Origin of the sequence: Siminovitchia sediminis, from assembly GCF_042680885.1 — a bacterium.
GTDB classification, from domain to species: domain Bacteria; phylum Bacillota; class Bacilli; order Bacillales; family Bacillaceae_C; genus Siminovitchia; species Siminovitchia sediminis.
Window position 1 is genome coordinate 1 of record NZ_JBHUEO010000028.1, and the last position, 25,676, is coordinate 25,676.

The following is a 25,676-nucleotide window of genomic DNA, read 5'->3' on the forward strand; positions in this document are numbered from 1 at the left end:
ATGTTGGTGTGGTAACTTACATTTTACTAGAAAGGGCGATTTTTTTGTATGCCTTTTTTAGAACTAAACAAAATAGGGCTGTCACAGAAAATCAGTTTTTACTGACTTTCTGGACAGCCCCTTTTTAGTCTTCAGTTCGAAAAGTGAATGAAATATTTTGTATCATTACTGTAATCCTTTGCATTGAACTTAAGTAATATCAACTATATTTCCTTTGATTTTTTTAATAGAGACAGTAAGCAGTCCATTTTCATAAGCAGCCTTTACGTTATTTGTGTCGATGGCTTTTGTTAAAGGAACCGTTCGAGTCATCTTTTTCATTGTATCTCTGCGATGAATGGTCTCCTTCTTATTATTTTCGGTAGTAATTGTTTCATGATGAGTGACTGTAATCGTTACAAATTGCTGTAACACTTCAATTTCAATCTGTTCTTTTTTTATGCCCGGCAGCTTTGCCTGTATAATATAATTCGAATTTGTTTCTTTCAGTTCTACAGGAAATCCACCGGAAAACGGTGCAGAAATGGCCAGTTCATCAAGACTTTCTATGAGCCCTTTGACGGGGCTGTTTTCAAAAAAATCATTGATGACCTTCATAAAAGGGTTCACAGGTACAGGACTTCTGCCCATTGGGCGGTCTTTATTATTTTCCGTCATCACAACTCTCCCTCCTTAAGTTCATCTGTGGTATAGTATGAATAGCAATATGGAAAAGTTCACTTCTAATCAGAATTCCCATATCGGATGATTTTGCAATGAGGGAAATGTTATCATAATGGATCATTTCCCGGGCAAGCGCATGTTTCGACCTCATGTAGTTGTTTCTATCATAAATTGTCGTAAATGTCGCAAATTGTACTAATCTTTTTTGCGCTGGCAACAGAACAAAATAGGTATTTGAATCAGTACAAGACTGGTTATCTAACATAGGTTGTAATTGTAAAGACAATGAGGAGAAAGGAGCAGCGTCAGCATGATGGTAAATTGCCGAACGAATGTGTGCCCTGCCATTGTTCATCCAACGAAATGTTGTGTAAAGCATCACTTCATTAACAACATCGTTCCTGAAATTCATCCGACACATACAACCCATGTCAACCATATTAACTATGAACATCAGCACTATTTCCCGCATACGGAGTCAGTGGTAAATCAGGTCACAAATACCCAATCATTTGGGCCTGGTCCCGGATTTGGTTACCCGCGTCCGCGTCCGGGATTCGGACCAATGGGCGGTCCTATGCCCGGACCAATGGGCGGGCCGATGTTCCCTTACTAATGAGAGAAACGGGGAGGGGGACGTCAATCCCTCCTTGTTTCAGTTACATAACGAGAATGAATCTTACGGACATCATAAAGAAGCAATTGATAAATTGACAAACGATCAATATTTTGGAAGAATAATAATAATGTCGTTGAATTTGAGGTGGTCTCGAATGTTGGGAGATAAATTGAAATTGACAGCGAAAGAAATATTGGAAAAAGAATTTAAAACAGGATTTCGAGGATACAAGCAAGAAGAAGTAGATAAGTTTTTGGATACGATTATTAAAGATTATGAATCCATGCATGCGATCATCGATGAAATGCAGCAGGAAAATATGAGATTAAAAAAACAGTTGGAAGAAAGTTCCCGACGCCAGCAGGTTCAGCCCGCAGGTACAACAAACTTTGATATCTTAAAGCGTCTTTCCAATTTGGAAAAACATGTATTTGGCAGCAAACTGGATGAAAACATGTAGTTTATCCACTTTTTACTACTTGAAAAAGCATCTGTTCCATCATATAATAGTTATTCACCAAAATAACATTCGGGTAATCGCTGTTTCTTCATTGAGAAGCAGAGGAAAGTCCATGCTCGCACGGTGCTGAGATGCCCGTAGTGATCACGCCTGGTGAAACAATAAGCCAGGGCAGTCCGGTTTTACCGGTTGACGGCAGGGAAAACATCTACGTCATCTTGTTGATATGATGTGATTACCTTGAAAGTGCCACAGTGACGAAGCTTTGCCGGAAACGGCAAAGGTGGAACGAGGTAAACCCCGTGAGCGAGAAACTCAAATGATGGTAGAGGCACTCTTTCTGCGGAAATGAACGCTATGAAAGAGGCAGGGCCAGTGGTCCTGCAGATAGATGGTTACCGCCCTAGTACGAGGCCTGTCCTATGGCCGCCGGCAGTACAAAGGTACAGAACATGGCTTATAGAATGTTATTGATAGGAAAAATACACTAAATGTATGCCTTCCACCGGAGGGCATTGTTTATTTCTCCAATGCTGTAACCCCTTACATAGAGAATAACACGGCATGTATTTGAATATACTGGTGTTGTGTATATCCCGTCAAAAGGAGGGGCGGAAATGCCTCGAAAAATAAATGAATTAAAAAGGATTTCAGATGCTTTGTACTCATCAAGTGAAATGCTTCAAAAAGAAAGTATGCCGGAATCAGTAAGGAAAAGCTTGGAAGAAGCGGAAGAGAGGTTGAATCAGGCCATTTACCATGCATTATCAAATAAAAGCAGTATCGGCCAAAAATAAAGCGCAAGTAAGCGAACATTGCTCGCGCTTTATTTTTTATTTGTCTTTCAATCTCTGTCAACTAAGAATACTCCATGAACTGTATGCAAAGAAAGGGCGAATAAGCGTAATGGGCAGGATATCAGTGGTTGCGGGGGCGTTTTTATGGGGAACGCTCGCGCTATTTGTGAAAAAGTTAAGTTCCTTCGGTTTTTCGGAAATGGAAATTGTGGCCATTCGCGTAACCGGAGCATGTCTATGCCTCATTCCCTTCGTTTTTTCGGTGTACGGGATAGGCGGGTTACGATGGCGTATGAGACATATTTGGTATTTCATCGGGACAGGCCTCTTTAGTATTGTGTTTTTTAACTGGGCATATTTTACGGCGATGAACATCATGTCCATTTCTTTGGCTGTTATGCTTCTTTACACCGGTCCCGCTTTTGTCGCGATCCTTTCAGCACTTTTTCTTAAAGAGAAAATGACGTGGAGGAAGGCCTTGGCAATCTTAATGACTGTTACAGGTTCAGCAGTCATCGCCATCTCCGGAAACGGCACCACCGGACAGTTATCAGCTCTAGGTTTGATCATCGGCTTAGGGTCAGGATTTGGATACGCATTATATAGTATTTTTAGCAAATTAGCTTCGAAACATTATGATTCGATGACCATAACTTTTTATACTTTTTTAATTTCAGCACTTTGTTTGCTGCCATTTTTTCCATTTTGGAAAAAAGCCGCTGCACTCCCTCTGGAAGCGTGGCTTTTTATGGCAGGTCTTGGATTGTTTCCGACGGTTATTGCCTATTTACTGTATACATATGGACTCATGCAAGTGGAAACAAGTACTGCCTCTATCTTGGCAACCATTGAGCCGATAGCAGCTCTTATGATTGCTGTACTTCTGTTTCATGAACAGCTTTATGGCGGACAGCTTGCAGGAACTGTATTAATCCTTTCTTCTATTTTCGTCATTAGCTATGAAAAAAAGCAGAGAGATCGGTTGGCTGCCTGAAAAAAGGTTCATTCCCGCAATCACGGAAATGAACCTTTTGATTTTCTCTTATACATTCAATGTTTCTTTTTCAACTTTTTCTGCAAAAGCTTTGGCTGCTGCCATGTATTCATTGAATTGCTCAATGTCCATCTGCTGTGCAGAATCAGAAAGAGCAACTGCAGGGTCTGGATGAACTTCAGCCATGACGGCATCAGCACCAATAGCGATGGCAGCTTTAGTAGCAGGAAGGAGAAGGTCTTTTCGTCCAGTTGAGTGGGTGACATCCACCACTACAGGCAAATGCGTTTCCTTTTTCAAAATCGGAACTGCGGATATGTCCAGAGTATTTCTGGTTGCTTTTTCGTAAGTGCGGATCCCTCTTTCACAAAGAATGATCTGGTTATTTCCTTGTGCATGGATGTATTCAGCAGCATACATAAATTCTTCAATTGTGGCAGACAAACCGCGTTTTAGCAGGACAGGCTTTTTAACTGAGCCTGCCACTTTCAGCAATTCAAAGTTTTGCATGTTGCGGGCGCCAATCTGAATGACGTCCACATAATCCAGAGCTGCTTCCATATCCACAGGGTTAAGAATTTCGCTTACGACAGCCAAATCTTCTTCATCTGCAACCTGGCGCAGGATTTTCAAGCCATCCAGGCCCAGCCCCTGGAAATCGTATGGAGACGTACGCGGTTTAAATGCACCGCCGCGTAAAAGTTTCAGTCCTTGCTTTTTAATAGCTTGGGCAACTTCTTTCACTTGATCATAACTTTCAACGGCACACGGACCCATAATAAAATGAGCTTGGCCATCACCGATGTTTTCGCCATGAACAGTAACGATGGTGTCATCAGGCTTTTTCTTTCTTGAAACAAGCAGTGCCTGACGATGGTCATCTTCCTGCAACTCCAAGCTTGCTTTAAAGATTTGCTTGAAAATATGCTGCATCGTAGATGTTGAAAATGGGCCTTCGTTGTGATCGGCAATTAAATTCAACAGCTTTCGTTCTTGGACAGGATCAAATCGTTTCACGCCCTGCATTTCTTTTAATTTACCGATTTCTTGAGCAATTTGGCCCCGTTCGTTTAAAAGTTCTAAAATTTGCAATGTCTTTTTCTCAATTTGAGAACGTAAAACCTCTAATTCTGACAACGATAAGCCCTCCTTGATATATTCACAGCGCCCCGGCGATTGAAGTATTTAAAAAAAATGAGCTTTAGGACTTCAACGCTGTAAAGCATGTGTGTTATAATTTTATTTGATAGCTCAACACCTTAAACTTTATTTGCATTATTGTCAAGTGGATTGTTAAAATTGTTTGCCTATTTTTAATTATAACACCGTCTCGATGTGAGGACATCAGCAAAAAATGGATAATTCCGATCAATTTGGTGAAAGATGAAGAATTGGCTTTACAACTAAAACCTTATGTGGTAAAAATTAATGTTAAATAACTTTGAAAAAGCAATGACAGGACAAAGTAGTGTTCATCTCCCTGTTATAAAGAGAGCTGATGGCGGGTGGAAATCAGCACAAAGATGAATGCGAATTACTTCCTTGAGCATCTTTTTAGAACGACTGATTGTTTACAATCAGCCTATTATAAAAAGACGGTTGCAGCCGTTATCTGTTTGAGAGGCGAAAAAGAAGTTTTCGCAATGAGGGTGGTACCGCGATAATAAATCGTCCCTGCAATTATGCAGGGACTTTTTTATTTATTTTTAAAAAAAGATACCATTTTAACAACTGGAGGGCATGAAAATGAGGTATTTAACTGCTGGTGAATCACATGGACCGCAGCTGACAACAATCATAGAAGGAGTTCCTGCAGGTCTTACATTGACCGCAGATATGATCAACGAACAGTTATCACGCCGCCAAAAAGGATATGGCCGCGGAAGAAGAATGCAAATAGAAAAAGACCAAGTTCAAATTTTAAGCGGAGTGCGCCTTGGAAAAACGTTAGGCTCTCCGATCACACTTGTCGTTGAAAACCGAGATTTCACTCACTGGAGAAAAATCATGGGGGCAGATCCGCTGGATGAAAATGAATCCCAGGAAGTTAAACGTCAGATCTCCCGTCCCCGGCCTGGTCATGCTGATTTAAATGGAGCATTAAAATACGGGCACCGGGATATGCGTAATGTCCTTGAAAGATCTTCAGCAAGGGAAACAACGGTACGGGTGGCTGCCGGTGCAGTCGCCAGAATCATTCTTTCGCAGCTGGGCATCCGCATTGCAGGCCATGTACTGGAAATTGGAGGAATTAAGGCGGAACCCACCCAGTACACCACCATTGAGGAGCTTCAGGAAAGAAGTGAAGCATCTCCTGTTCGATGTCTGGATGAAGCAGCAGCTGAGAAAATGATGCGTGCGATCGATGAAGCAAAAGAACAAGGTGACTCAATCGGAGGAATTGTTGAAGTGATCGCTGAAGGGATGCCGGCTGGCGTCGGAAGCTATGTCCATTACGACAGAAAGCTGGATTCCAAATTGGCAGGGGCTGTCATGAGCATCAACGCATTCAAAGGGGTAGAAATAGGAATTGGCTTTGAAGCGGCTCACAAACCCGGAAGTCAAGTACATGATGAAATTTTATGGGATGAAACGAAGGGATATACAAGGGGTTCGAATAATGCCGGAGGATTGGAAGGGGGCATGTCAACGGGTATGCCGATTGTCGTCAGAGGGGTAATGAAGCCCATTCCGACGTTATATAAACCTTTGCAAAGTGTGGATATTGATACGAAAGAACCTTTTAAGGCGAGCATTGAAAGATCTGACAGTTGTGCGGTACCCGCTGCAAGTGTTGTTGCAGAAGCTGTTGTTGCATGGGAATTGGCGACAGCTATCCTGGATCAGTTTGGACACGACCGTATGGAAGCCATCCAAAAGAATATCCAGGAATACAGAGAGTATACAAAAAGTTTCTAAATCAAAACAAAAACAAGGTGGGACAATGATGGAAATAAAAGTAAGACCTCAGTTGCTGTCACTTAACGCCTATGCTCCCGGAAAATCAAGTGAAGAGGTAAGGCGTGAATACGGATTGGATCAAATCGTCAAGCTTGCGTCTAATGAAAATCCGTACGGTTCTTCATCCCTTGTCAGGGAAGCTATCTCGAATATTAAAGATTTTGCCGTATACCCGGACGGTGCAGCAGCCGAGTTGAGAAAAAAGGTAGCGCAATATGTTGGTGTAAACGAAAACCAGCTTATTTTTTCAAGCGGATTGGATGAAATGATTCAGATCATCAGCAGGGCCTTACTGGATGAACATAGCAATGTGGTACTGTCTGCGGGGTCTTTTTCCCAATACCGCCACAATGCGGTTGTTCAAAATGCCGAAATCCGTGAAGTCCCTTTGAAGAACGGGCGCTTCGACCTTACCGCTATGGCAGAGCAAATGGATGAAAAAACACAATTGGTGTGGATTTGCAACCCGAATAACCCAACAGGGACATACGTGACTGACAAGGAGCTGGATGCCTTTCTCCAGGTTGTTCCACCCCATGTTCTTGTTGCCATGGATGAAGCGTATTATGAGTACGTCACGGCAGATGATTATCCGGATACCATTCCGTTGCTTGACCGGTATGAAAACCTGATAGTCATGCGTACTTTTTCCAAAGCATTTGGTCTGGCGGCATTCCGGATCGGCTATGCGATCGGAGCTCCTTCCTTTATTCAGCAGCTGGAAGTTGTAAGATTGCCGTTTAACACATCCGTACTCGCGCAAACAGCTGCTGTGGCTGCCTTAAAAGATATTGATTTTGTTGAAAGCAGCGCCGCTGCAAACTCAAGGGAACTGCAAAAGTATTATGAATTTTGCCGGCTGCACAACATTGACTTTTACCCATCTCAGGCCAACTTTATATTTATGTCTTTTCCCGGAAAGAAAAGCGAGGCTATTTTTCAATATTTGTTGGAAAGAGGATATACAGTCAGACCGTTTCCAAATGGGATTCGTGTAACGGTAGGTACGGAAGAGCAAAATAAAGAGCTCTTTAACATCTTAGAGAAAATGGTCTTGGTAACGAACTAGACAGAGAGGAACATACAGCTTTGGACAGAAGAGTCTTAATCATAGGCGTAGGATTGATTGGCGGTTCAATCGCCTTGGCTATAAAAAAAGAACATCCTGACGCTTGCATAACTGGATACGACGTACAAGAAGAAAATGGCAGGCTGGCAGAAAGAATGAAAATTATTGATCGATGCGCTTCTTCTTTTCAAGAGGAAGCTGTCACCAGTGACTTAATCATTCTTGCCTGCCCTGTGGAAGAAGTTGAACGGAAGATTGCCCAACTTGCAGAGCTGCCATTAAAACCTCACGCCATTATTACAGATGTCGGCAGCACAAAAGGAAAGATTATGAAAGAGTCCCGGAAATTACTCGGAAATAAAGCTGTTTTTATCGGGGGACATCCAATGGCCGGCTCGCACAAATCAGGTCCGGGAAGTGCGAGAGTTCACTTGTTTGAAAATGCCTACTATGTGCTTACTCCAAATAGTCCGGCAGCTGATGAGAAGCTGTCAACACTTAAAGAATGGCTGAAGGGAACCGGTGCAAACTTTGTCATTATGGATCCAGAAGAGCATGATATGGTGACAGGGGTTGTCAGCCATTTGCCCCATTTAATTGCTACCAGCATTGTTCGCCGGGTGGAAGAGCATGCTGAAAAAAATGACAGGGTCCGCTGGCTTGCAGCCGGTGGATTCCGCGATATCACACGGATTGCTTCAAGCAGTCCGGCTATGTGGCGTGATATTGTAAAACAGAATCAATCCAGTCTGTTGACACTTCTGGATGAGTGGATGGAAGAGATGAAATTTGTTAAAGAGCTTGTCCAGTCAGGAGACGAGAAGGATCTATACCGTTATTTTGCAGATGCCAAACAATTCAGAGATGCTCTTCCGGTCCGGGCAAGGGGAGCCATCGACGCTTTTTACGACTTGTATGTAGATATACAGGATAAGCCGGGAGTGGTCTCACACGTTACAACAATCTTGGCAGACAAGCAGATCAGTATAACCAATATCCGTATTTTGGAAGTTAGAGAAGATGTATTTGGTGTTCTGCGATTAAGTTTTCAATCTGAAGACGACAGGCAGAAAGCGAAAATCTGTCTTGTTCAACATGGCTATGAGACATATTTAAATATGTAGGGGGAAAGCCCGATGACGATTACATTAACATCCAATGGCAATATTCAGCTCAACGGCACGATCCGTGTTCCCGGAGATAAATCGATATCACACCGTGCTGTCATGCTTGGTGCTATGTCAGAAGGCCAGACGAAAATATTTGGCCTTCTGACCGGTGATGACTGTCTGAACACAATCCAATGTTTTAGAAAACTTGGAGTAGATATCAGGCAGGAAGGAGACTATGCGGAAATCAATGGGCTTGGGTTTGACAAGCTGCAAGAGCCGCGCGAAGTTTTGGATGTAGGCAATTCAGGGACAACCATACGGTTAATGATGGGGATTTTAGCCGGAGCTCCTTTCCATACGTGTTTAACGGGAGATGACTCCATTACAAAAAGGCCTATGGATAGGGTAGCTATCCCTTTAAAGCGGATGGGCGCCAAAATTGATGGCCGCCACCATGGAAGCTTTGCTCCTTTAAGCATCAGAGGGGGTCAACTCAAAGGGATTGAGTTTGTATCACCGGTCGCAAGTGCACAGGTCAAGTCAGCCGTTTTATTGGCAGGCCTCCATGCCGAAGGATCCACTACAGTGATAGAACCTCAGCTATCCCGTGACCATACTGAAAGGATGCTGGCTGCATTTGGATGTCATGTAGAGACGGATCATTTAACAACGACGATCAAGGGAATGCAATCTTTAAAAGGGACCACAATTAACGTGCCGGGAGACATTTCATCAGCAGCATTTTTCCTCGTTGCTGCCGCAATCATTCCCAATAGTGAGTTGACTATAAAAAATGTAGGAATGAATCCTACAAGAACGGGAATAGTAGATGTACTGAAAGAAATGGGTGCAAACATCAGTATCAAGGAAAGCGGAAGAGATGAAATTGAACCGTCAGCAGATCTCACGGTGCAAGCATCTGAATTAAAAGGAGTAGAGATAGGCGGAGAGATCATTCCGCGGCTGATTGATGAAATCCCCATTATTGCCCTTGCGGCAACGCAGGCAAACGGTAAGACTGTCATTCGTGATGCAGCTGAATTAAAAGTAAAAGAAACCAACCGTATCGATACAGTTGTTCAAGAATTGTCCAAGATGGGTGCAAACATTGAACCTGTAAAAGATGGCATGATTATTCACGGCCCTTCAAAACTGCATGCTGCAGCCGTGGATAGTCACGGGGATCATCGGATTGGCATGATGCTGGCCATCGCTTCCTGTTTGACAGCAGGGAATACAGTCATCCATAACAGTGAATCGATTTCCATTTCGTATCCGAATTTTTTTCAGCATTTGAACGAATTGAAGTTATAAATGGATCAGAACGGGAAAGAGAAGTTTTAGAGAGGGGGATACCAATTGGCTTATATATTATCTGTAGGAACGGGAGTCCCTGAACACAAAATTTCTCAAGATGATGCCATGGAATTTACCAGGCATCTTTTTTCCCGTTCGTTTCATCAAATTGACCGCTTATTGAAAGTGTTCCATAACGGTGAAATTGAAAAAAGGCATATTGCCAAAGAAATCGATTGGTACCGGGAAGATCATTCATTTGCCGATAAAAATGACGCATTTATTGAAGCGGCAGTCAGCTTAAGTATCCAAGCCATTCGTAATTGTTTATCTGTAAAGATGCTCCAAGAGGAAGTACGTTATGAAGAAATTGACGCGATTTTCATGGTCTGTACGACCGGACTTGCGACTCCGAGCTTGGAAGCCAGAATAATGAATGCGCTGCCATTTTCCAGACATACAAAAAGAATCCCTATTTGGGGGCTCGGATGTGCGGGCGGAGCAGCCGGCCTTTCCCGGGCATTTGAGTATTGTAAAGCATTTCCTTCCTCTAAAGTGCTGCTGGTGGCAGTTGAGCTGTGCAGTTTAACATTTCAAAAAAATGATCTTTCCAAAAGCAACATTATTGGTACGTCCCTTTTTGCTGATGGAGCTGCTGCAGTCCTACTGTGCGGGGATCATAGTAAAAGGCCGGGGGACCGTCCTTATCCAAAAGTACTGGATTCGAAGTCCACCCTGCTGGATGATTCTCTTGATGTTATGGGATGGGATGTAAAAGATGAAGGATTATTTGTTGTCTTTTCCAAAGATATTCCCACCCTGGTTGAACGATGGCTGGAGCCAAATGTTTGTGATTTTTTGCAGAAGCATCAAATGGATGTTCAGGATATTCACTGCTTTATTGCACATCCGGGTGGAAAAAAAGTGATTACTGCCTATGAAAAAGCTCTGAATCTCGAAAGAGAAAAAACGGCCGAAGCATTGAAAGTCCTGAGAAATTACGGAAATATGTCGTCACCGACTGTACTTTTTGTTCTGCAGCATTTTTTGCAAAAAAATATTCAAACCGGCAGGTACGGCTTAATTACAGCTTTAGGGCCTGGATTTAGCTCGGAACTGCTGCTGGTCAGGTGGGAATGATGGTTTTTTTTATCTCAGTATTGGTGTTGGTTGTTTTCCAGCGTTTATCAGAACTGGTCTGGGCCAAAAGAAATGAACGCTGGATGAAAGAACGCGGTGCTGCAGAATATGGAAAAAGCCATTATCCGTGGATGGTTTTCATACATATCAGCTTTTTTATTTCGCTTATTATTGAAGTTACGTTCCTTCATCGTGAACCCAGCAGTTATTGGCCTGTCTTCTTGGTCATTTTTTTGCTTGTCCAGGGGATTCGCATATGGATTCTTGTTTCAATGGGCAGGTATTGGAATACGAAAATTATCGTATTGCCTGGATCCGAAACAATAAAAAAGGGACCATTCCGTTATATGAGACACCCGAACTATTTCGTTGTTACTATTGAATTGGCTGTTCTGCCTTTGATGTTTCAAGCTTATTGGACAGCTGTCCTATTCTTTATTTTTAATCAGGTTATTCTGTCTGTCAGGATTGCCGAGGAAGAAAAAGCACTCCGTAAATATACAGATTATCCACCAACGCAGAAATAGTTTTGCTTTCCCCTATAGGAAAATGACCCGGAATTCGGTAGAATAGAGGATAGAAAAGAAATGGTAAGGGGATTGTCAATTCAATGGTACAAGTAGCGGAAAGATCCATAAATGACATACAGCTCCAGAAGGCGCTAACCCTCATGGAGAGATTTCAGCAAAACGGTGACACGGCACGTGCTGAAAAAGCAGCCAAATTAGTGAAGAAAATAGTAGATCATGAGTTTATTGCCGCTTTCAGCGGCCATTTTTCAGCTGGAAAATCAACAATGATCAATACGCTGATTGGAGAACAGATTTTGCCTTCCAGCCCGATTCCAACAAGTGCCAACCTTGTCAAAGTTCATGAAGCTGATGAGGAATTTGCTAAAGTATATTATAAAAATGACAGGCCGCTCTTATTTAAGGCTTCGTATGATTTCAATACAGTCAAGGAATATTGCAAGAACGGTGAAGTAACAGAGGTGGAGATCGGGAAACCTGCCTCAAAATTGCCTAAGGGAATAACGGTCATGGACACACCGGGAGTTGATTCAACAGATGATGCTCACCGAATATCCACAGAATCAGCCCTTCACCTGGCGGATATTGTTTTTTATGTAATGGATTATAACCATGTTCAATCCGAATTAAATTTCATCTATACAAAAAATCTGCTTCAGCACGGAGTGAAGCTGTATTTAATAATTAATCAAATAGATAAACACAACGACAGTGAGCTTTCTTTTATGGATTTTAAGGCTGCTGTCCGCGACTCTTTTGCTGCCTGGAATGTAGAACCCGAAGGTATTTTTTATACCACTTTAAAAGTTCCGGAGCATCCGCATAATCAATTTAATTCAGTCAAATCTTTGATTGACAGTGCCATGGCACATCACGTTGAATGGATGGAGGATACGGTTTCGGCCGCAGTTCACCAGTTAATCGATGAGCATAAAAGCTGGCTTGAACAAGAAAAAATGGATAAAGCCGGCCCGTTATGGGAGAAAATAAACTCCCTGGGGGAAGAAGAGATATCAGCCCTTTTCATTGAAAAACAAGAAATTGAAGAGAAGCAGCACCGATTGTCAAATCGGGCACAGGTATGGAAAGAAAATTTTGAGGCAGAAAGAGCCAGTCTGCTAAAAAACGCTTACTTGATGCCTTTTGAAATTAGAGAACTTGCAGAACGGTTTTTGGAGTCAAAACAGCCCGATTTTAAAATTGGCTTTTTTAATAGCAAGAAGAAGACAGAAGAAGAGAGAAAAGCGCGCCTGCACACTTTTGCAGAGAGCCTTCGCCGCCAGGTAGAAATGCAGATAGAGTGGCATCTCCGTGAATTATTTGCAAAAAAACTTCATGAGGTTCACCTTTCACGGGAAGACTTGGAACTGGCTGCACAACGTTTGAACATTGAATTTGATCCCGAGCTTCTGACATCTGCTATTCATAAAGGAGCTCAAGTCACAGGGGAATACGTACTCAACTATACAGAAGAGCTTGCCAGTCGATTAAAAAGAATTGCAATCCATCAGTCTGACCCATTGAAAGAAGACATCGCAGAAGCAATCGAACAAAAGGCGTTAGAAGAACTTGAAGCTGTCCGGTCCCAAGCTGATGAAATAGAAGAAATAACAAATGCTGTACGGGATGTCGAGGAACTTGAACAACAATATAAAGAGAGAGCAGACCGCTTGGAACAGCCGACAGGCAGTGAAGATGAGATTTTAGAGAAACTTCGTCATGAATGGACACAGCAACAAATCCATGTACAGCTCTATGATGAGAACAGAGCTGCTCCAGATGAAGAACGTAAACCTAAACACGAACCTGAATTTAATTATATCGAGGAAGAAGCTGTTCTGCCTCAAACAGAGATCATACGAAAGCTGGATTTGGCAGTTTCCTATTTTTCTAAAGAAAAAGGATTTGAAAGAGTGACAGAGCAACTCAGGCAAAAAGCTTCCAGACTTAAAAATAACAGCTTCACGATTGCGTTATTTGGAGCCTTTAGCGCCGGAAAATCCTCTTTTGCCAACGCCATGCTTGGCGAAAAGATTTTGCCGGTTTCTCCAAATCCGACAACAGCAGCGATTAACCGGATCAGCCCGCCGAACCGAAAATATAAGCATGGGACAGCTGTTATACGCATCAAAGATTCAGCGGATCTGCTGGAAGATGTAAAGCAGTCATTGCAGCTTTTCGGAAAAGACTGTCAAACACTGGATGAGGCATTTCAACTTATTCCCAATGTCCTTTCGCAGAAAGAAGGTGAAGGCAAAGAGAAAGTACACCTTTCATTTTTGCAGGCATTCGTGGAGGGGTATAGTGAATTTTCCGGGAAGCTCGGCCGGTCGATTATCGCAGACCTTGATGATTTCCAGGGGTTTGTTGCCAACGAGTCCCAATCTTGTTTCGTTGAGATCATTGATTTGTATTATGACTGTCCTATCACAAGAGAGGGCATTACCCTCGTGGATACACCCGGGGCAGATTCCATCAATGCCCGCCATACAGGTGTCGCATTTGACTATATTAAAAACTCGGATGCTATTTTGTTTGTAACCTACTATAATCATGCTTTTTCCAAAGCAGACCGTGAATTCTTAATTCAACTCGGACGCGTTAAGGATACCTTTGAATTAGATAAAATGTTCTTTATTGTCAATGCGATTGATCTGGCTTCTTCAGAAGAGGAAGTACAAGAAGTCCTGGCATACGTCACCAGCCAATTGACTGAATATGGGATTCGTTTTCCAAGAATATTTGGTTTGTCGAGTAAATCGGCCCAAAACCCTGACACCGTTGAAGAATCTCGCATTCATCAATTCACCCAGGCTTTTTCGCATTTTTTAGAGCATGACCTGACCAAGATGGCCATCCAGTCTGCGGAAAAGGAATATGAACGTGCTGTTCAGATGCTGAAGCAAATGATTGCCTCTGCAAGCGAAGACGAGTCTAAGAAGGCAGCACGTAAAAAGGAACTGCTTGAAACTAAATCGGCTTTAAATGACTGGCTGGACGGAATAGGTTTGGCGACTATGCCCGAAAGACTCGAACAGGAAGCTGAAGAGCTCGTTCACTTTGTAAAACAAAGAGTCTTTTACAGGCTTCCGGATTTTTTCAAGGAAGCATTTAACCCTGCAGAGGTACAAACGAAAGATTCATTGACAAGGGCTTTGGATCATTATTTAAATGCTGCCGGATTTGATTTTGCGCAAGAGCTCCGTGCGACTTCCTTACGTGTTGAGCTGTTTGCCGGAAAGCTTCTAAAGGAACGCTATGAGCAAATCAACAGGGAAATCTTGTCTGTAAATGATCAATTCATCGTCTCTTTTCCAGAGATGGCAAAATCAGATACGCTGGATTTTTCTACCGCATTTGACAATCAGGACCACAAATATTTTGGGCCTGCTTTGAAGTTATTTAAAAACCCTAAAGCATTTTTCGAAAAAAACGAAAAAAAATTTATGGAAGAGGCACTGGAACAGCTGCTTTCCCCGCTTGCAGATCAATATTTAACGGATGGCTTAACCAGGATCAACAAACATTATCAGGCATTCCTCACTTCTCAATTCAATGATTTGACAATCAGCATCAAAGAGGATTTAAACGGACAAATTTCCGCTTGGCTGATTGCTTTTGAAGACAATGACAAAATGGACGATTGGAAAGAAATTCAAAGGTCATTGGAAAGCGATGATCACCTTTCATAAGGAGGTCCAGATGCTGTTGTTTATTAAATCGAAAGAATGGTTGAAAGAAAGACTCCATGACAGCAATATCCGAATTGTTGATTGTACCTATTCCTTGCAGGACCCTTCGTACGGAAAAACTGTTTATCAAAAAAAACATATTCCAGGGGCTGTTTATTTCGATTTAGCCAAGGATTTGTCAAGTGAAGTACAAATTCATGGGGGCCGGCACCCGCTTCCGCATATTGAAACGTTTAGAGAAAAGCTTGAAGAGTCGGGGATTCATGAAAAGAACGCCGTTATTGCTTACGATGGCGGTGAAGGCTGCTTTGCATCCCGATTTTGGTGGCTGTTAACTTTTTTGGGACATCAACAAGTATTTGTATTGGACGGCGGCATGAAGGAATGGGAAGAAGCACAATATCCCCTTACAGATATGGTCCCATTTTACCGTAAGTCTACTTTTCACATACGTCCACAGCCTTCAATGCTGGCAGATATCATTGAAGTGAAAGCCGAAATGAACAGTGACCATACTGTTCTGATCGATTCAAGAGCAAAAGAAAGGTACTTGGGCTGCAAAGAACCTATTGATGTCAAACCGGGCCATATACCCGGCGCAGTAAATTTCGAATGGACTGAAAGTTTTCATGAAGGTAAATGGAAGAACAAAGATGAGCAGAAACGCCGCTTTTCAAGATTAAATCCCAATAATAGCATCATCGTTTATTGTGGTTCTGGTGTAACAGCTACTGTAAATGTATTATCACTGCTGGAATCGGGTTTTCAACATGTCAAGCTTTATGCCGGGAGTTACTCTGACTGGGTGTCCTATCCGGAAAACAAAGTTGAGACTTCGAGAAATGAGGCAGGGCTATAGGGGCCCTGCTTTTTTCATGTTATACTAGACGATATGAAATGGTGAAAGGTGATTATGGGTTATGAAAAAAGATAGATTGCTAGTGGTGGACGGGATGGCTTTGCTTTTCCGTGCTTTTTTTGCAACTGCTGTCAGAAAACAATTTATGGTGAACAGCAAAGGGATTCCAACGAATGCTGTGCAAGGGTATTTACGGCATTTTTTAACTGCCCTTGAAGCGATCCGCCCATCTCATATTGTTGTCAGCTGGGATATGGGAAGTAAAACATTTAGGAATGAATTATTTCAGGACTATAAATCCAATCGCGAAGCTCCTCCTGCAGAACTCATTCCGCAATTTGACCTTGCCAAAGAGGTGACAGACTGTTTCAACATACCTAATATAGGCATTCCAGGCTATGAAGCGGATGATTGCATTGGTACGCTATGTAATCAGTTTAAGGGAAATACAGCCATAACCGTTTTGACGGGAGACCGAGATCTTTTACAGATTTTAGACGAGGACGTCCATGTCTGGATCTTGCAAAAAGGAATCGGTAATTATTCAAAGTATACAACAAGCCGGTTTTTCGAAGATTATCAGTTAAAACCGGAGCAGCTGGTGGATGTAAAAGCGTTAATGGGGGATTCGAGTGACGGATACCCGGGTGTTAAAGGAATAGGTGAAAAGACTGCAATGAAGCTCATCCGAGAATATGGAAATGTAGAGACAATGCTTGATCATTTGCACCGGTTAACTCCAGGCCAAAGGAATAAAATTGAACAGGATAAGGAAATGATGTACCTTTCCCGAGATCTTGCCAGAATTGACTGCCAGGCTCCCGTTACCATAGATCTGAAACATGCGGTCTGGGCAGGTGTTCCCCAGACAGCCTTTGAAATGGTTCAAGAGCTGGAGTTAAAGACTGTATATCGGCAACTGCAATTGCTGGAAAAAGAGATGGATGCTGACCCGTTTGCGGAATGGGAAGCCACTCGCTAAACGCACATATGAAGGATGAGCCGGATCATTTTACTTGATTCATCCGGATGGCTTTTTTCGCAAGTTCATCCGCTTTTCTGTTTTCTTTGGATGGAATCCATTTAATAAAGAAAAGCTCGAATGTCTTTGATAACTCTACCGCTTTTTCCAGCAGCGGAATGTATGTTGGATTGCGAACAAATTCTTTTTCTAATGCGTTCACTACAAGGGTCGAATCAGATCGGACAGAAATAATAGCTGAAGAGTGTTGATGGCAAATTTCCAGAGCTTTGATCAATGCCCAAAATTCAGCTTCGTGATTCGTCAGCGAGCCTAGAGGGATCGAATAGGTATCCGCCTGGCCGTTATATTTGATATAAATGCCGGCGCCGCTTGGACCGGGGTTTCCTGCACTGGCAGCATCTATATATACTTCAATCATTTTGAGTCCATTCCTTTCGGTTATTTTCCCGCTGCTTGGGAAATATCATTAAAGAAGAAGTCAATTTCATTATAATCCGATAAGAATGTGTTAAACAATAAAACGACATGTAGGAGAATGTGAAATGGACATCAGGCTCATGTTTCAATACAAAGGACCGAAAACAGCAAAACTTCGCATGGAAACCGAGTGGTTCAATGAAAAAGCAGCAGATTTACTGATTCAGGACATGCTTAAAACCGGGAGAATGAAAGAAATTATAGTTTTGGATGAGCTGGGCAGGGAATGGACGGTTAAGGAATTTCAAAAATTGAGAGAAAAAGCTGAAGAGGAACCAAGGAACCCCATTATTTATTTCGACGGGGGTTTTAATCGTCTCAATGGGGAAGCTGGCATTGGTGTAGTCATTTATTATGACAAAGGCCCCGATCAATACCGTATCAGATATAATGCAAAGTTATCAGAGCTGCTGAGCAGTAATGAAGCCGAATACGCAGCCCTGTATAATGCCGTTGACATCTTGCAGCAGATGGATTTTCAACAAACGCTCTGTAACATAAAGGGAGATGCCCAGGGGGTATTAAAGCAGCTGGCAGGAGAGTGGCCATGCTATGAAGAATCATTAAACTGGTGGCTGGACAAAATCGAGGAAAAAATCAAAAGCCTGGGTCTGAAAATGTCATATGAGGTCATACCCAGGAACGAGAATAAGGAAGCACACAAGCTTGCCAGTCAAGCCCTGAAAAATCAGATGATCGACAGTCATTTAAAAATAGACCCACATCATAACAGAAACAATTGATATAGAAAGAGACTGAAGGAAAGGTTGGTCACATGAATCGATCGAGAGTGATGAAGGAAATCAATCATTTATTGGAGGAATATTGTGAAGACTGCTTTTTAAAAAAGCACTTTAGAAAGGAATTCAGCAAGACATATGCCCATCATTTCTGTATTAAACAATGTACAGTGGGTGCGAAGATTCAAGAGAGAGGAAAAATGCTCTTAAAAACAGTAAAAGGCTGACAAAGAATTGTCAGCCTTGTGTTTTTTATATAGAAGATACTTTGTTTACGTTAGCAGCTTGAGGGCCACGGTTTCCTTCAACGATTTCAAAAGAAACTTCTTCGCCTTCTTCCAATGTTTTAAAGCCTTCTCCTTGGATTGCGGTAAAATGTACGAAAACGTCGTCTCCGCCTTCTACCTCGATAAATCCATAACCTTTTTCATTGTTAAACCATTTTACTTTTCCGTTTTGCATTCACTTAATCCTCCTAAAATCTTCGGCAAAACATGCCAATCAAAAATATTATCATAAAGCAAAACAACTGAAAAATCTGTACATTTTCTATAGTTTGCTTAAATGATAAATCAACTATACACTACGCGAATTAAAGAGTCAAGAAAACGTTTGAAAATTATCTCGATTTGTTCAAAATGCAGGCATCCCACGGGGCTGCCGAGACATACAGTACTTGTTTAAATTTGTTTCTTATAGTACACTTTTAGATGCTTATGAAAGGGAAGAGGAGGGAGAACAGAGATGCCAACACCAAGTATGGAGGATTATATCGAACAGATTTATCTGCTGATCACCAACAAAGGTTATGCCAGAGTTTCAGATATAGCGGAAGCTCTTGAAGTCCACCCCTCCTCAGTAACGAAAATGGTCCAAAAACTAGATAGGGAAAACTATCTTGATTATGAAAGGTATAGAGGTATTAACTTAACTGCCAAGGGTAGGAAAATCGGAAAACGGTTAGTCGAGCGTCATGATTTGCTGGAAAGGCTGTTGCAGATCATCGGTGTCGACAAGGACAATATATACGAAGATGTTGAGGGAATTGAGCACCATTTAAGCTGGAACTCAATTGACCGAATCGGCGATCTTGTCCAGTATTTTGAAGAAGTTCCCGAACGTATTGCAGATTTAAAGTTAATTCAGGAGAGAAATGAAGAAGAAGAAGAAACAACCCATCCATAATCATTCATTTACAACAACGCTTTGACATCCCGGAGATCAAAGCGTTTTTTTATTTTGTTTTTTGAAAGAAGGGAAAACCATGTCTTATGGTACAATTTAAGTAAAAACACGGGAGGAATGCAAATGAGTGAAAAACAGCCATTAAGCGATATAGAAATCGCGCAAAATTCAGAGCTATTGCCCATACAACAGATTGCAGAAAAGCTTGGATTGACAGAAGAGGATTTGGAATACTACGGAAAATACAAAGCGAAAATTTCCTATGAAAAGATCAAGGAGTTACAGTCAAATAAGGACGGAAAGCTCATCCTCGTTACGTCTATCAATCCGACTCCCGCAGGGGAAGGTAAGTCCACCGTAACCGTTGGTCTGGGAGATGCTTTGACCAAGCTTGGCAAAAAAACAGTTATTGCTCTGAGAGAACCGTCCCTTGGACCGACCATGGGAATCAAAGGGGGGGCGACCGGCGGAGGGCGCGCTCAGGTTCTTCCGATGGAGGACATTAACCTGCACTTTACAGGCGATCTCCATGCGATCACAACGGCCAACAATGCGCTGGCAGCACTACTGGATAACCACATACACCATGGAAATACGCTTAACATTGATCAGCGGAGGGTTGTCTGGAAAAGGGCAGTAGATTTAAACGATCGGGCTTTGCGTCAGGTCATCGTAGGCCTGGGCGGGCCAGGGCAGGGAGTCCCCCGGGAAGACGGCTTTGATATTACCGTTGCATCAGAAATTATGGCGGTACTATGCCTTGCAACTGATTTGGAAGACCTGAAGCGCCGGCTGTCCCGAATGGTGGTTGCCCATGATATAGACAAAAAGCCCGTTACCGTCCGGGATCTCGGGGTCCAGGGAGCACTGGCACTGTTATTAAAAGACGCTCTAAAACCTAATCTGGTCCAAACCATCGAGCACACGCCTGCTATTATCCACGGAGGCCCATTTGCCAATATTGCCCATGGATGCAACAGTATTATGGCAACAAAGACAGCTGCAAAAATGGGTGATTTTGTTGTAACGGAATCCGGATTTGGAGCTGATCTCGGCGCCGAAAAATTTCTCCATATTAAAGCTAGGAATTCTGGAATACAGCCGGATGCAGTCGTCATTGTGGCTACGATCCGGGCATTAAAAATGCACGGTGGTGTTCCAAAGAATGAGCTGACACATGAAAATATCATGGCTTTAGAAAAAGGTCTGGAAAATTTAAAAAAACACACGGAAACCATTACTAAATTTGGGTTGCCTTTTGTGGTGGCCATTAACAAGTTTTCCGCTGATACAGATTCCGAGATATCTTTGCTGAAAAAATGGTGTGGCAAACATGACATCCCTGTAGCCCTCACGGAGGTTTGGGAAAAAGGCGGGGAAGGCGGAGTGGGGCTGGCAGAAAAAGTATTGCAGGAAATTGAAGCCAACAACGGCCAATTCAAGTATTTATATGACATCTCATCTCCTCTTGATGAAAAAATCAGGACCATCGTCAGAGAAGTTTATGGCGGGAAGGATGTTGAATTTTCTGTTAAGGCAATGAAACAATTGAAAGAATTTGAGGAGCTCGGTTGGGGAGCTCTGCCGGTATGTATGGCAAAAACACAATATTCTCTTTCAGATGATCCGTCAAAACTTGGGCGTCCCGAAAACTTTATCATACATGTAAGAGAATTAAAGCCAAAACTTGGAGCAGGATTTATCGTAGCCTTAACCGGAGAAATGATGACGATGCCGGGCCTTCCTAAGCAGCCGGCTGCCAACCGTATGGATGTCAGTGATCAAGGCCGGGCTGTCGGTTTATTTTAAATGGAGATTTTACAGCAGTGTCAAACATGCTGTCATGAGCCGATTAAATAGTAATTTTAACTTTCTGACAAAAAAACCCAGGGCGGAGGAAAAGTGGATTTCCTTCGCCTATTTTAGGTATAGGTATGGTCTTTAGCTTAGAATCAGATTCATACAATTCCTTTTCAATCCCATCATTAGGAGAAGAAGAAAGCCTATGTTACAATAATGTTATCTGCTCTTTAATCGATTATTTGGGGAAAGGTGGATTGTCATGCATATAAAAACCATTGAACCGACACCAAGTCCGAATACGATGAAGGTGATTTTAAGCGAAGAGCTTGATGCAGGGATAAGCAACAACTATAAAAAAGAAGATAGCGGCTCGGCGCCTCCCTATATCAGGCAAATTCTTGAAATAGATGGCGTTAAGGGAGTTTATCATGTAGCGGATTTCCTTGCAGTAGAAAGAAATGGTAAATTTCATTGGGAAGCAATACTGCCCAAAGTCAGGGAAGTATTTGGAGAAGAAGGAGACAGTGAAAGTACTGCTGCCATTCATGCCGATGAGCATTTTGGTGAAGTGGAAGTTCAAGTACAAATGTTCAAGGGCATCCCGCTGCAAATTAAACTGACCACCGGAACAGAGGAAAAAAGGTTCGGACTTCCTGACCGATTTACGAAGGCCATGAAAGAAGCACAAAAGGAAGGCGACAACTATGTGCTTTTGCGAAAATGGAAGGATATGGGTGTCCGATATGGTGATCTTGATGCGATTGGCCGTCAGGTGGCTGAAGAGCTTGGTGCTGCTTACCCGGATGACAGGCTGAACCAATTGGTGCAAGCTGCCCTACGACCGCAGGAACAGCAGGATGCTCCCGTCAGAAAATTAATCAAACTGACTGAGGGCATGCTGGATGAGCCCGATTGGAGAAATAGATACAGGCTTTTGGAACAGATGGAAACACCAGACTTGGACGATATCCCGGTACTGGAAAAAGCTCTGCAAGACGAAAAGTCATCCATTCGCAGGCTGGCTGTTGTCTATTTGGGCATGATTGAGGACAAAAGGGTTCTGCCGTTATTGTACAAGGGGCTGCGTGATCAAACAGTAACAGTTAGACGTACAGCTGGTGACTGCTTATCCGATTTGGGTTTTTCGGAAGCACAGGAAGAAATGAGTAAAGCACTCCAGGATAAAAGCAGAATCGTTCGCTGGCGCGCGGCTATGTTTTTATACGAAGTAGGAGATGAACGTGTATTACCCGCACTGAAAGCTGCTGAAAATGATCCGGAATTCGAAGTCCGGCTCCAGATAAAAATGGCAATTGAACGCATTGAGGGCGGAGAAGAAGCAAAAGGTTCAGTTTGGAAGCAGATGACCGAGGCAAGAAAAGAGAGAACTAATACGTAAAAAGGAGGAAAAGACATGTCGATGGCATATGAAGAGTATATGAGACAAGTAATAAAACCTATGAGAGAAGAGCTTGTACAGGCTGATTTTAAGGAGCTTTTAACCCCTGAGGATGTAGAACAATTTATGAATCAGGTGTCTGGTACGACTCTGGTTATGGTCAACTCTGTTTGCGGATGTGCCGCAGGATTGGCAAGACCTGCGGTGATCCGGGCTTTAGAGGAAAGTGATGTCAGGCCAGATCATCTTGTAACCGTGTTTGCCGGCCAGGAAAGAGAAGCCACGGCAAAAATGCGGGAATACTTTTCCGGATATAAACCTTCTTCACCGTCTATCGCACTGCTTAAAGGGAAAGATATTGTTCATTTTATCCCCAGGGAAGAGATAGAAGACCATGAAGTAGAAGACATTATCACAAATTTAACAGAAGCTTTCAAAAAGAACTGCCGGTAAGGATGTTGGGCTATGGGCTGAGGAGCAGCCCATAGCTATTAATCCGCAATATTCATATAAACAAAGTAACCAAGCATAGCAATAAGTCCAATTGTAATAAGAACCGATGACATCTATTAACCCTCCTTCAATCAAAACGACTACTCATATTATACCCCATCATTATATTTTTACCATTGATAGCTTTCGTTTCATACAAGATTTCACTAAAGTTCCACTTTTCGCCAGCCGGATCACTCTCTGATTCTATTAGGGAATATGATATAATTACCTCGATCCCCTTATCAATAGACAGAGAAGAGGAAACCAAATTGCGAAAAACGTTCATTTTTCTCCTTTTGATTCCTGTCGTTTTCCTCGTCTCGGATTTTTCCAGAGCGAGCTATATCGGAGTGCCTCTAGGGGATAGCGAATTACTTCCTGAATTGCAATTAAAATCTGGTAATCTATTAAAGGAAGCAATCATCTTGCCAGAAGGGAAATTTGATAAAGAGGAAGCGGCAAAAATCATCTTGAGAATAGATCAGCTCCCTACATCCGTTCTATCCGAGATTCAGAAAAATCATATAAAAATCATCCTGTTTACAGGGAAATTAACAGATCAACCGTATGCAGATCATTTAGAGGGACAGGTGCCCAGAGGATATCCCGATTCGATTTTATGGGATGATTTGCCCGGCGCCGGCGGAACGCATCATGTGCTCGTTAAAATTGGCTACAGTGAAAAAGGCCGGGGGCATGGTTCTGTAAATTTGGAATATCACGAGCTGGCCCATTCACTGCACCGTCTTGTTTTCTATGATGATACAACGAATCAACAGATTACACAAACATGGAAACAGGAAGCGGATTCCCTCTTTCCCTCAAATGACTACTTTCTTCATTACAAGGAAGAGTTTTTTGCGGAATGCTTTGCGTACTATTTTTATTCTAAAGAAACGCGGCAGCAATTGGCAAAGAAAGCTCCAAAGATGTATACTTTTTTAGAGAGCTTATGATAAAGCGAGGTCGGTCATAAATGGAACAATACTTAAAATTATGCAGACATGTACTGGAACATGGAACAGTAAAAGATGATCGGACCGGTACCGGAACGATCAGTACGTTCGGCTACCAGATGCGATTTGATTTGCAGGAAGGATTTCCTCTGCTGACAACGAAGAAGTTACATGTCAAATCTATTATCTATGAACTTCTTTGGTTTTTGGCAGGCGATACCAACGTAAAATACTTGCAGGACCATGGGGTAAGAATTTGGAATGAATGGGCTGATGAAGATGGTGATCTGGGCCCTGTTTATGGAAAGCAATGGCGTTCCTGGCGCACCGCAGGCGGGGAAACGATAGACCAGATAAAAGATGTCCTTCACCAGCTGAGAACAAATCCAAATTCCAGACGCATGATTGTGAGTGCGTGGAACGTCGGTGAACTTGATCAAATGGCATTGCCGCCATGCCACTGCCTATTCCAGTTCTATGTTGCCGACGGCAAACTTTCCTGTCAGCTATATCAGCGTTCTGCTGACATATTTTTAGGGGTGCCATTCAATATTGCATCCTATGCGCTGCTTACAATGATGATGGCGCAAGTTACAGGACTGAAACCGGGAGAGTTTGTCCATACACTGGGAGACGCTCATATATATAAAAATCATATTGAACAGGTGAAATTACAATTAACAAGAGAGCCCGGACCACTTCCCAGAATGGTGATCAACCCGGAGGTAACTGATATATTTTCCTTCACATTTGAAGATTTTACATTGGAAAACTATCATGCGCAGCCGCACATTAAAGGAGAAGTGAGTGTATGATCTCTTTTTTGTGGGCGCAAGACGAAAACGGATTGATTGGGAATCAAAATAAATTGCCATGGCATCTTCCGGCAGATTTAAAATACTTTAAAAAAATAACTATGGGCCACCCGATTGTTATGGGAAGAAAAACTTACGAGTCGATCGGCAAACCGCTGCCGGGCCGTACGAATATTATTCTGACAACGGATTTATCCTATCAGGCGGAAGGCTGTCTTATTTTTCATACAAAAGAAGAGCTCCTCGATTGGATTGATAACGATAAGTCTGAAGTATTTATTACCGGAGGCTCTGAGATATTCAAGCTTTTCATGGATCAGGCGGACCGCCTGTACGTGACAAAAATTAAAGGAGTTTTCAAAGGAGATACATATTTTCCTGACATTAATTGGGAGGAATGGCGTTTATTATCATCTGAAAAAGGTCCAAAAGATGATAAAAATCCACATGACTATGAATTTCAAGTATACGAACGGGAGTAAAGAAAGCGAACCGGTGGGTTCGCTCAGGCTGTCGAGAAACCCTCGACAGCCTTTTTAATTATTTATAATATTTGTTCTTTCATCGTTTTAATTTGTTAAAATAAAAATAACAAAATATGGCGGTGATAAAGTTGCTCCATACAAAAT

General features: G+C 42.4%; 26 protein-coding genes, 1 other RNA gene and 1 other annotated feature. Of the genes, 23 read left to right on the plus strand and 4 right to left on the minus strand.

Annotated elements, in window-relative coordinates; translation table 11 throughout:
• Positions 1–189: 189 nt before the first annotated feature.
• Positions 190–657 carry an Hsp20/alpha crystallin family protein gene (locus ACFSCZ_RS10635; RefSeq protein WP_380773937.1) on the minus strand — a complete coding sequence of 156 codons (468 nt, stop codon included), beginning with the start codon at positions 655–657 and terminating at the stop codon, positions 190–192.
• A 316-nt stretch (positions 658–973) separates the two neighbouring features.
• Between ACFSCZ_RS10635 and ACFSCZ_RS10640 the strand changes: the two genes are divergently transcribed.
• The 5 genes from ACFSCZ_RS10640 (at position 974) to ACFSCZ_RS10660 (ending at position 3,533) form a co-directional block, all read left to right on the plus strand.
• The gene (locus tag ACFSCZ_RS10640) at positions 974–1,279 is read left to right on the plus strand and encodes a CotD family spore coat protein (RefSeq protein ID WP_380773914.1); all 306 of its coding nucleotides are present in this window, start codon (positions 974–976) and stop codon (positions 1,277–1,279) included.
• 157 nt (positions 1,280–1,436) lie between these two features.
• Positions 1,437–1,742 (plus strand): cell division regulator GpsB, encoded by a 306-nt coding sequence (gene gpsB / locus ACFSCZ_RS10645; protein ID WP_380773915.1) that lies wholly within the window; start codon positions 1,437–1,439, stop codon positions 1,740–1,742.
• Positions 1,743–1,807: 65 nt separating this feature from the next.
• Positions 1,808–2,207, plus strand: an RNA gene (gene rnpB, locus ACFSCZ_RS10650) — RNase P RNA component class B.
• Between the two features lie 152 nt (positions 2,208–2,359).
• Positions 2,360–2,539 carry a hypothetical protein gene (locus ACFSCZ_RS10655; RefSeq protein ID WP_380773916.1) on the plus strand — a complete coding sequence of 60 codons (180 nt, stop codon included), beginning with the start codon at positions 2,360–2,362 and terminating at the stop codon, positions 2,537–2,539.
• Between the two features lie 109 nt (positions 2,540–2,648).
• Positions 2,649–3,533 carry a DMT family transporter gene (locus ACFSCZ_RS10660; RefSeq protein WP_380773917.1) on the plus strand — a complete coding sequence of 295 codons (885 nt, stop codon included), beginning with the start codon at positions 2,649–2,651 and terminating at the stop codon, positions 3,531–3,533.
• A 48-nt stretch (positions 3,534–3,581) separates the two neighbouring features.
• Here ACFSCZ_RS10660 and ACFSCZ_RS10665 read toward each other — a convergent pair whose 3' ends face one another.
• On the minus strand, positions 3,582–4,670 hold the full coding sequence (locus ACFSCZ_RS10665) for a bifunctional 3-deoxy-7-phosphoheptulonate synthase/chorismate mutase (RefSeq protein ID WP_380773918.1): 1,089 nt from the start codon (positions 4,668–4,670) through the stop codon (positions 3,582–3,584).
• A gap of 306 nt (positions 4,671–4,976) precedes the next feature.
• Positions 4,977–5,212: a binding site (T-box leader), on the plus strand.
• Between the two features lie 67 nt (positions 5,213–5,279).
• On the opposite strand from ACFSCZ_RS10665, the gene aroC reads away from it, so the two are divergent.
• The 9 genes from aroC (at position 5,280) to ACFSCZ_RS10710 (ending at position 17,174) form a co-directional block, all read left to right on the plus strand.
• Positions 5,280–6,452: a chorismate synthase gene (aroC, locus tag ACFSCZ_RS10670; RefSeq protein WP_380773919.1), complete on the plus strand. Its 1,173-nt coding sequence runs from the start codon at positions 5,280–5,282 to the stop codon at positions 6,450–6,452.
• 34 nt (positions 6,453–6,486) lie between these two features.
• The gene (gene hisC, locus ACFSCZ_RS10675) at positions 6,487–7,563 is read left to right on the plus strand and encodes a histidinol-phosphate transaminase (protein ID WP_380773938.1); all 1,077 of its coding nucleotides are present in this window, start codon (positions 6,487–6,489) and stop codon (positions 7,561–7,563) included.
• A gap of 20 nt (positions 7,564–7,583) precedes the next feature.
• Positions 7,584–8,687: a prephenate dehydrogenase gene (locus tag ACFSCZ_RS10680; protein ID WP_380773920.1), complete on the plus strand. Its 1,104-nt coding sequence runs from the start codon at positions 7,584–7,586 to the stop codon at positions 8,685–8,687.
• 12 nt (positions 8,688–8,699) lie between these two features.
• Positions 8,700–9,989, plus strand: a complete 1,290-nt coding sequence (gene aroA / locus ACFSCZ_RS10685) for a 3-phosphoshikimate 1-carboxyvinyltransferase (RefSeq protein WP_380773921.1) — start codon at positions 8,700–8,702, stop codon at positions 9,987–9,989.
• A gap of 45 nt (positions 9,990–10,034) precedes the next feature.
• Complete coding sequence (locus ACFSCZ_RS10690; protein WP_380773922.1) at positions 10,035–11,111, plus strand: type III polyketide synthase; 1,077 nt, start codon at positions 10,035–10,037, stop codon at positions 11,109–11,111.
• Positions 11,111–11,638, plus strand: coding sequence for an isoprenylcysteine carboxyl methyltransferase family protein (locus ACFSCZ_RS10695; protein ID WP_380773923.1), 528 nt, complete (start codon positions 11,111–11,113; stop codon positions 11,636–11,638). Before ACFSCZ_RS10690 ends, ACFSCZ_RS10695 begins: the two co-directional genes overlap by 1 nt.
• A gap of 83 nt (positions 11,639–11,721) precedes the next feature.
• The gene (locus ACFSCZ_RS10700) at positions 11,722–15,333 is read left to right on the plus strand and encodes a dynamin family protein (RefSeq protein WP_380773924.1); all 3,612 of its coding nucleotides are present in this window, start codon (positions 11,722–11,724) and stop codon (positions 15,331–15,333) included.
• Positions 15,334–15,343: 10 nt separating this feature from the next.
• The gene (locus ACFSCZ_RS10705; RefSeq protein ID WP_380773925.1) at positions 15,344–16,192 is read left to right on the plus strand and encodes a sulfurtransferase; all 849 of its coding nucleotides are present in this window, start codon (positions 15,344–15,346) and stop codon (positions 16,190–16,192) included.
• 61 nt (positions 16,193–16,253) lie between these two features.
• Complete coding sequence (locus tag ACFSCZ_RS10710) at positions 16,254–17,174, plus strand: 5'-3' exonuclease (RefSeq protein WP_380773926.1); 921 nt, start codon at positions 16,254–16,256, stop codon at positions 17,172–17,174.
• 25 nt (positions 17,175–17,199) lie between these two features.
• Here the strand turns inward: ACFSCZ_RS10710 and ACFSCZ_RS10715 are convergent, their stop codons facing one another.
• Entirely contained in the window at positions 17,200–17,595 is a 396-nt protein-coding gene (locus ACFSCZ_RS10715) for a reverse transcriptase-like protein (RefSeq protein ID WP_380773927.1), read from the minus strand.
• A 124-nt stretch (positions 17,596–17,719) separates the two neighbouring features.
• On the opposite strand from ACFSCZ_RS10715, the gene ACFSCZ_RS10720 reads away from it, so the two are divergent.
• Positions 17,720–18,397, plus strand: a complete 678-nt coding sequence (locus ACFSCZ_RS10720) for a reverse transcriptase-like protein (protein ID WP_380773928.1) — start codon at positions 17,720–17,722, stop codon at positions 18,395–18,397.
• Positions 18,398–18,429: 32 nt separating this feature from the next.
• On the plus strand, positions 18,430–18,621 hold the full coding sequence (locus ACFSCZ_RS10725; protein WP_380773929.1) for a zinc-finger domain-containing protein: 192 nt from the start codon (positions 18,430–18,432) through the stop codon (positions 18,619–18,621).
• 25 nt (positions 18,622–18,646) lie between these two features.
• Here ACFSCZ_RS10725 and cspD read toward each other — a convergent pair whose 3' ends face one another.
• Positions 18,647–18,856, minus strand: a complete 210-nt coding sequence (gene cspD / locus ACFSCZ_RS10730; RefSeq protein WP_018707214.1) for a cold-shock protein CspD — start codon at positions 18,854–18,856, stop codon at positions 18,647–18,649.
• Between the two features lie 282 nt (positions 18,857–19,138).
• Here cspD and mntR point away from each other — a divergent pair, with 282 nt between their 5' ends.
• The 7 genes from mntR (at position 19,139) to ACFSCZ_RS10765 (ending at position 25,529) form a co-directional block, all read left to right on the plus strand.
• Positions 19,139–19,579, plus strand: coding sequence for a transcriptional regulator MntR (gene mntR, locus ACFSCZ_RS10735; protein WP_380773930.1), 441 nt, complete (start codon positions 19,139–19,141; stop codon positions 19,577–19,579).
• A 123-nt stretch (positions 19,580–19,702) separates the two neighbouring features.
• The gene (locus ACFSCZ_RS10740; protein ID WP_380773931.1) at positions 19,703–21,388 is read left to right on the plus strand and encodes a formate--tetrahydrofolate ligase; all 1,686 of its coding nucleotides are present in this window, start codon (positions 19,703–19,705) and stop codon (positions 21,386–21,388) included.
• Between the two features lie 253 nt (positions 21,389–21,641).
• On the plus strand, positions 21,642–22,781 hold the full coding sequence (locus tag ACFSCZ_RS10745) for a conserved virulence factor C family protein (protein ID WP_380773932.1): 1,140 nt from the start codon (positions 21,642–21,644) through the stop codon (positions 22,779–22,781).
• A 15-nt stretch (positions 22,782–22,796) separates the two neighbouring features.
• Positions 22,797–23,234 (plus strand): BrxA/BrxB family bacilliredoxin, encoded by a 438-nt coding sequence (locus ACFSCZ_RS10750; RefSeq protein WP_380773933.1) that lies wholly within the window; start codon positions 22,797–22,799, stop codon positions 23,232–23,234.
• Positions 23,235–23,545: 311 nt separating this feature from the next.
• A complete protein-coding gene (locus tag ACFSCZ_RS10755; RefSeq protein ID WP_380773934.1) occupies positions 23,546–24,232 on the plus strand; it encodes an anthrax toxin lethal factor-related metalloendopeptidase in 687 nt (228 codons plus the stop codon).
• 20 nt (positions 24,233–24,252) lie between these two features.
• Entirely contained in the window at positions 24,253–25,047 is a 795-nt protein-coding gene (locus tag ACFSCZ_RS10760) for a thymidylate synthase (RefSeq protein WP_380773935.1), read from the plus strand.
• Positions 25,044–25,529, plus strand: a complete 486-nt coding sequence (locus tag ACFSCZ_RS10765) for a dihydrofolate reductase (protein ID WP_380773936.1) — start codon at positions 25,044–25,046, stop codon at positions 25,527–25,529. The genes ACFSCZ_RS10760 and ACFSCZ_RS10765 overlap by 4 nt, the downstream gene beginning before the upstream one ends.
• Positions 25,530–25,676 lie beyond the last annotated feature (147 nt).

Excerpts from the sequence above, each read along its gene's own strand:
- aroC (WP_380773919.1), top strand. The coding sequence starts at position 5,280 with ATGAGGTATTTAACTGCTGGTGAATCACATGGACCGCAGCTGACAACA.
- ACFSCZ_RS10765 (WP_380773936.1), top strand. The coding sequence starts at position 25,044 with ATGATCTCTTTTTTGTGGGCGCAAGACGAAAACGGATTGATTGGGAAT.
- ACFSCZ_RS10655 (WP_380773916.1), top strand. The coding sequence starts at position 2,360 with ATGCCTCGAAAAATAAATGAATTAAAAAGGATTTCAGATGCTTTGTAC.
- mntR (WP_380773930.1), top strand. The coding sequence starts at position 19,139 with ATGCCAACACCAAGTATGGAGGATTATATCGAACAGATTTATCTGCTG.
- ACFSCZ_RS10740 (WP_380773931.1), top strand. The coding sequence starts at position 19,703 with ATGAGTGAAAAACAGCCATTAAGCGATATAGAAATCGCGCAAAATTCA.
- ACFSCZ_RS10705 (WP_380773925.1), top strand. The coding sequence starts at position 15,344 with ATGCTGTTGTTTATTAAATCGAAAGAATGGTTGAAAGAAAGACTCCAT.
- ACFSCZ_RS10745 (WP_380773932.1), top strand. The coding sequence starts at position 21,642 with ATGCATATAAAAACCATTGAACCGACACCAAGTCCGAATACGATGAAG.
- aroA (WP_380773921.1), top strand. The coding sequence starts at position 8,700 with ATGACGATTACATTAACATCCAATGGCAATATTCAGCTCAACGGCACG.
- ACFSCZ_RS10695 (WP_380773923.1), top strand. The coding sequence starts at position 11,111 with ATGGTTTTTTTTATCTCAGTATTGGTGTTGGTTGTTTTCCAGCGTTTA.
- ACFSCZ_RS10700 (WP_380773924.1), top strand. The coding sequence starts at position 11,722 with ATGGTACAAGTAGCGGAAAGATCCATAAATGACATACAGCTCCAGAAG.
- ACFSCZ_RS10720 (WP_380773928.1), top strand. The coding sequence starts at position 17,720 with ATGGACATCAGGCTCATGTTTCAATACAAAGGACCGAAAACAGCAAAA.
- ACFSCZ_RS10640 (WP_380773914.1), top strand. The coding sequence starts at position 974 with ATGATGGTAAATTGCCGAACGAATGTGTGCCCTGCCATTGTTCATCCA.
- ACFSCZ_RS10725 (WP_380773929.1), top strand. The coding sequence starts at position 18,430 with ATGAATCGATCGAGAGTGATGAAGGAAATCAATCATTTATTGGAGGAA.
- cspD (WP_018707214.1), bottom strand. The coding sequence starts at position 18,856 with ATGCAAAACGGAAAAGTAAAATGGTTTAACAATGAAAAAGGTTATGGA.
- ACFSCZ_RS10750 (WP_380773933.1), top strand. The coding sequence starts at position 22,797 with ATGTCGATGGCATATGAAGAGTATATGAGACAAGTAATAAAACCTATG.
- ACFSCZ_RS10710 (WP_380773926.1), top strand. The coding sequence starts at position 16,254 with ATGAAAAAAGATAGATTGCTAGTGGTGGACGGGATGGCTTTGCTTTTC.
- ACFSCZ_RS10660 (WP_380773917.1), top strand. The coding sequence starts at position 2,649 with ATGGGCAGGATATCAGTGGTTGCGGGGGCGTTTTTATGGGGAACGCTC.
- ACFSCZ_RS10760 (WP_380773935.1), top strand. The coding sequence starts at position 24,253 with ATGGAACAATACTTAAAATTATGCAGACATGTACTGGAACATGGAACA.
- ACFSCZ_RS10715 (WP_380773927.1), bottom strand. The coding sequence starts at position 17,595 with ATGATTGAAGTATATATAGATGCTGCCAGTGCAGGAAACCCCGGTCCA.
- ACFSCZ_RS10635 (WP_380773937.1), bottom strand. The coding sequence starts at position 657 with ATGACGGAAAATAATAAAGACCGCCCAATGGGCAGAAGTCCTGTACCT.
- gpsB (WP_380773915.1), top strand. The coding sequence starts at position 1,437 with ATGTTGGGAGATAAATTGAAATTGACAGCGAAAGAAATATTGGAAAAA.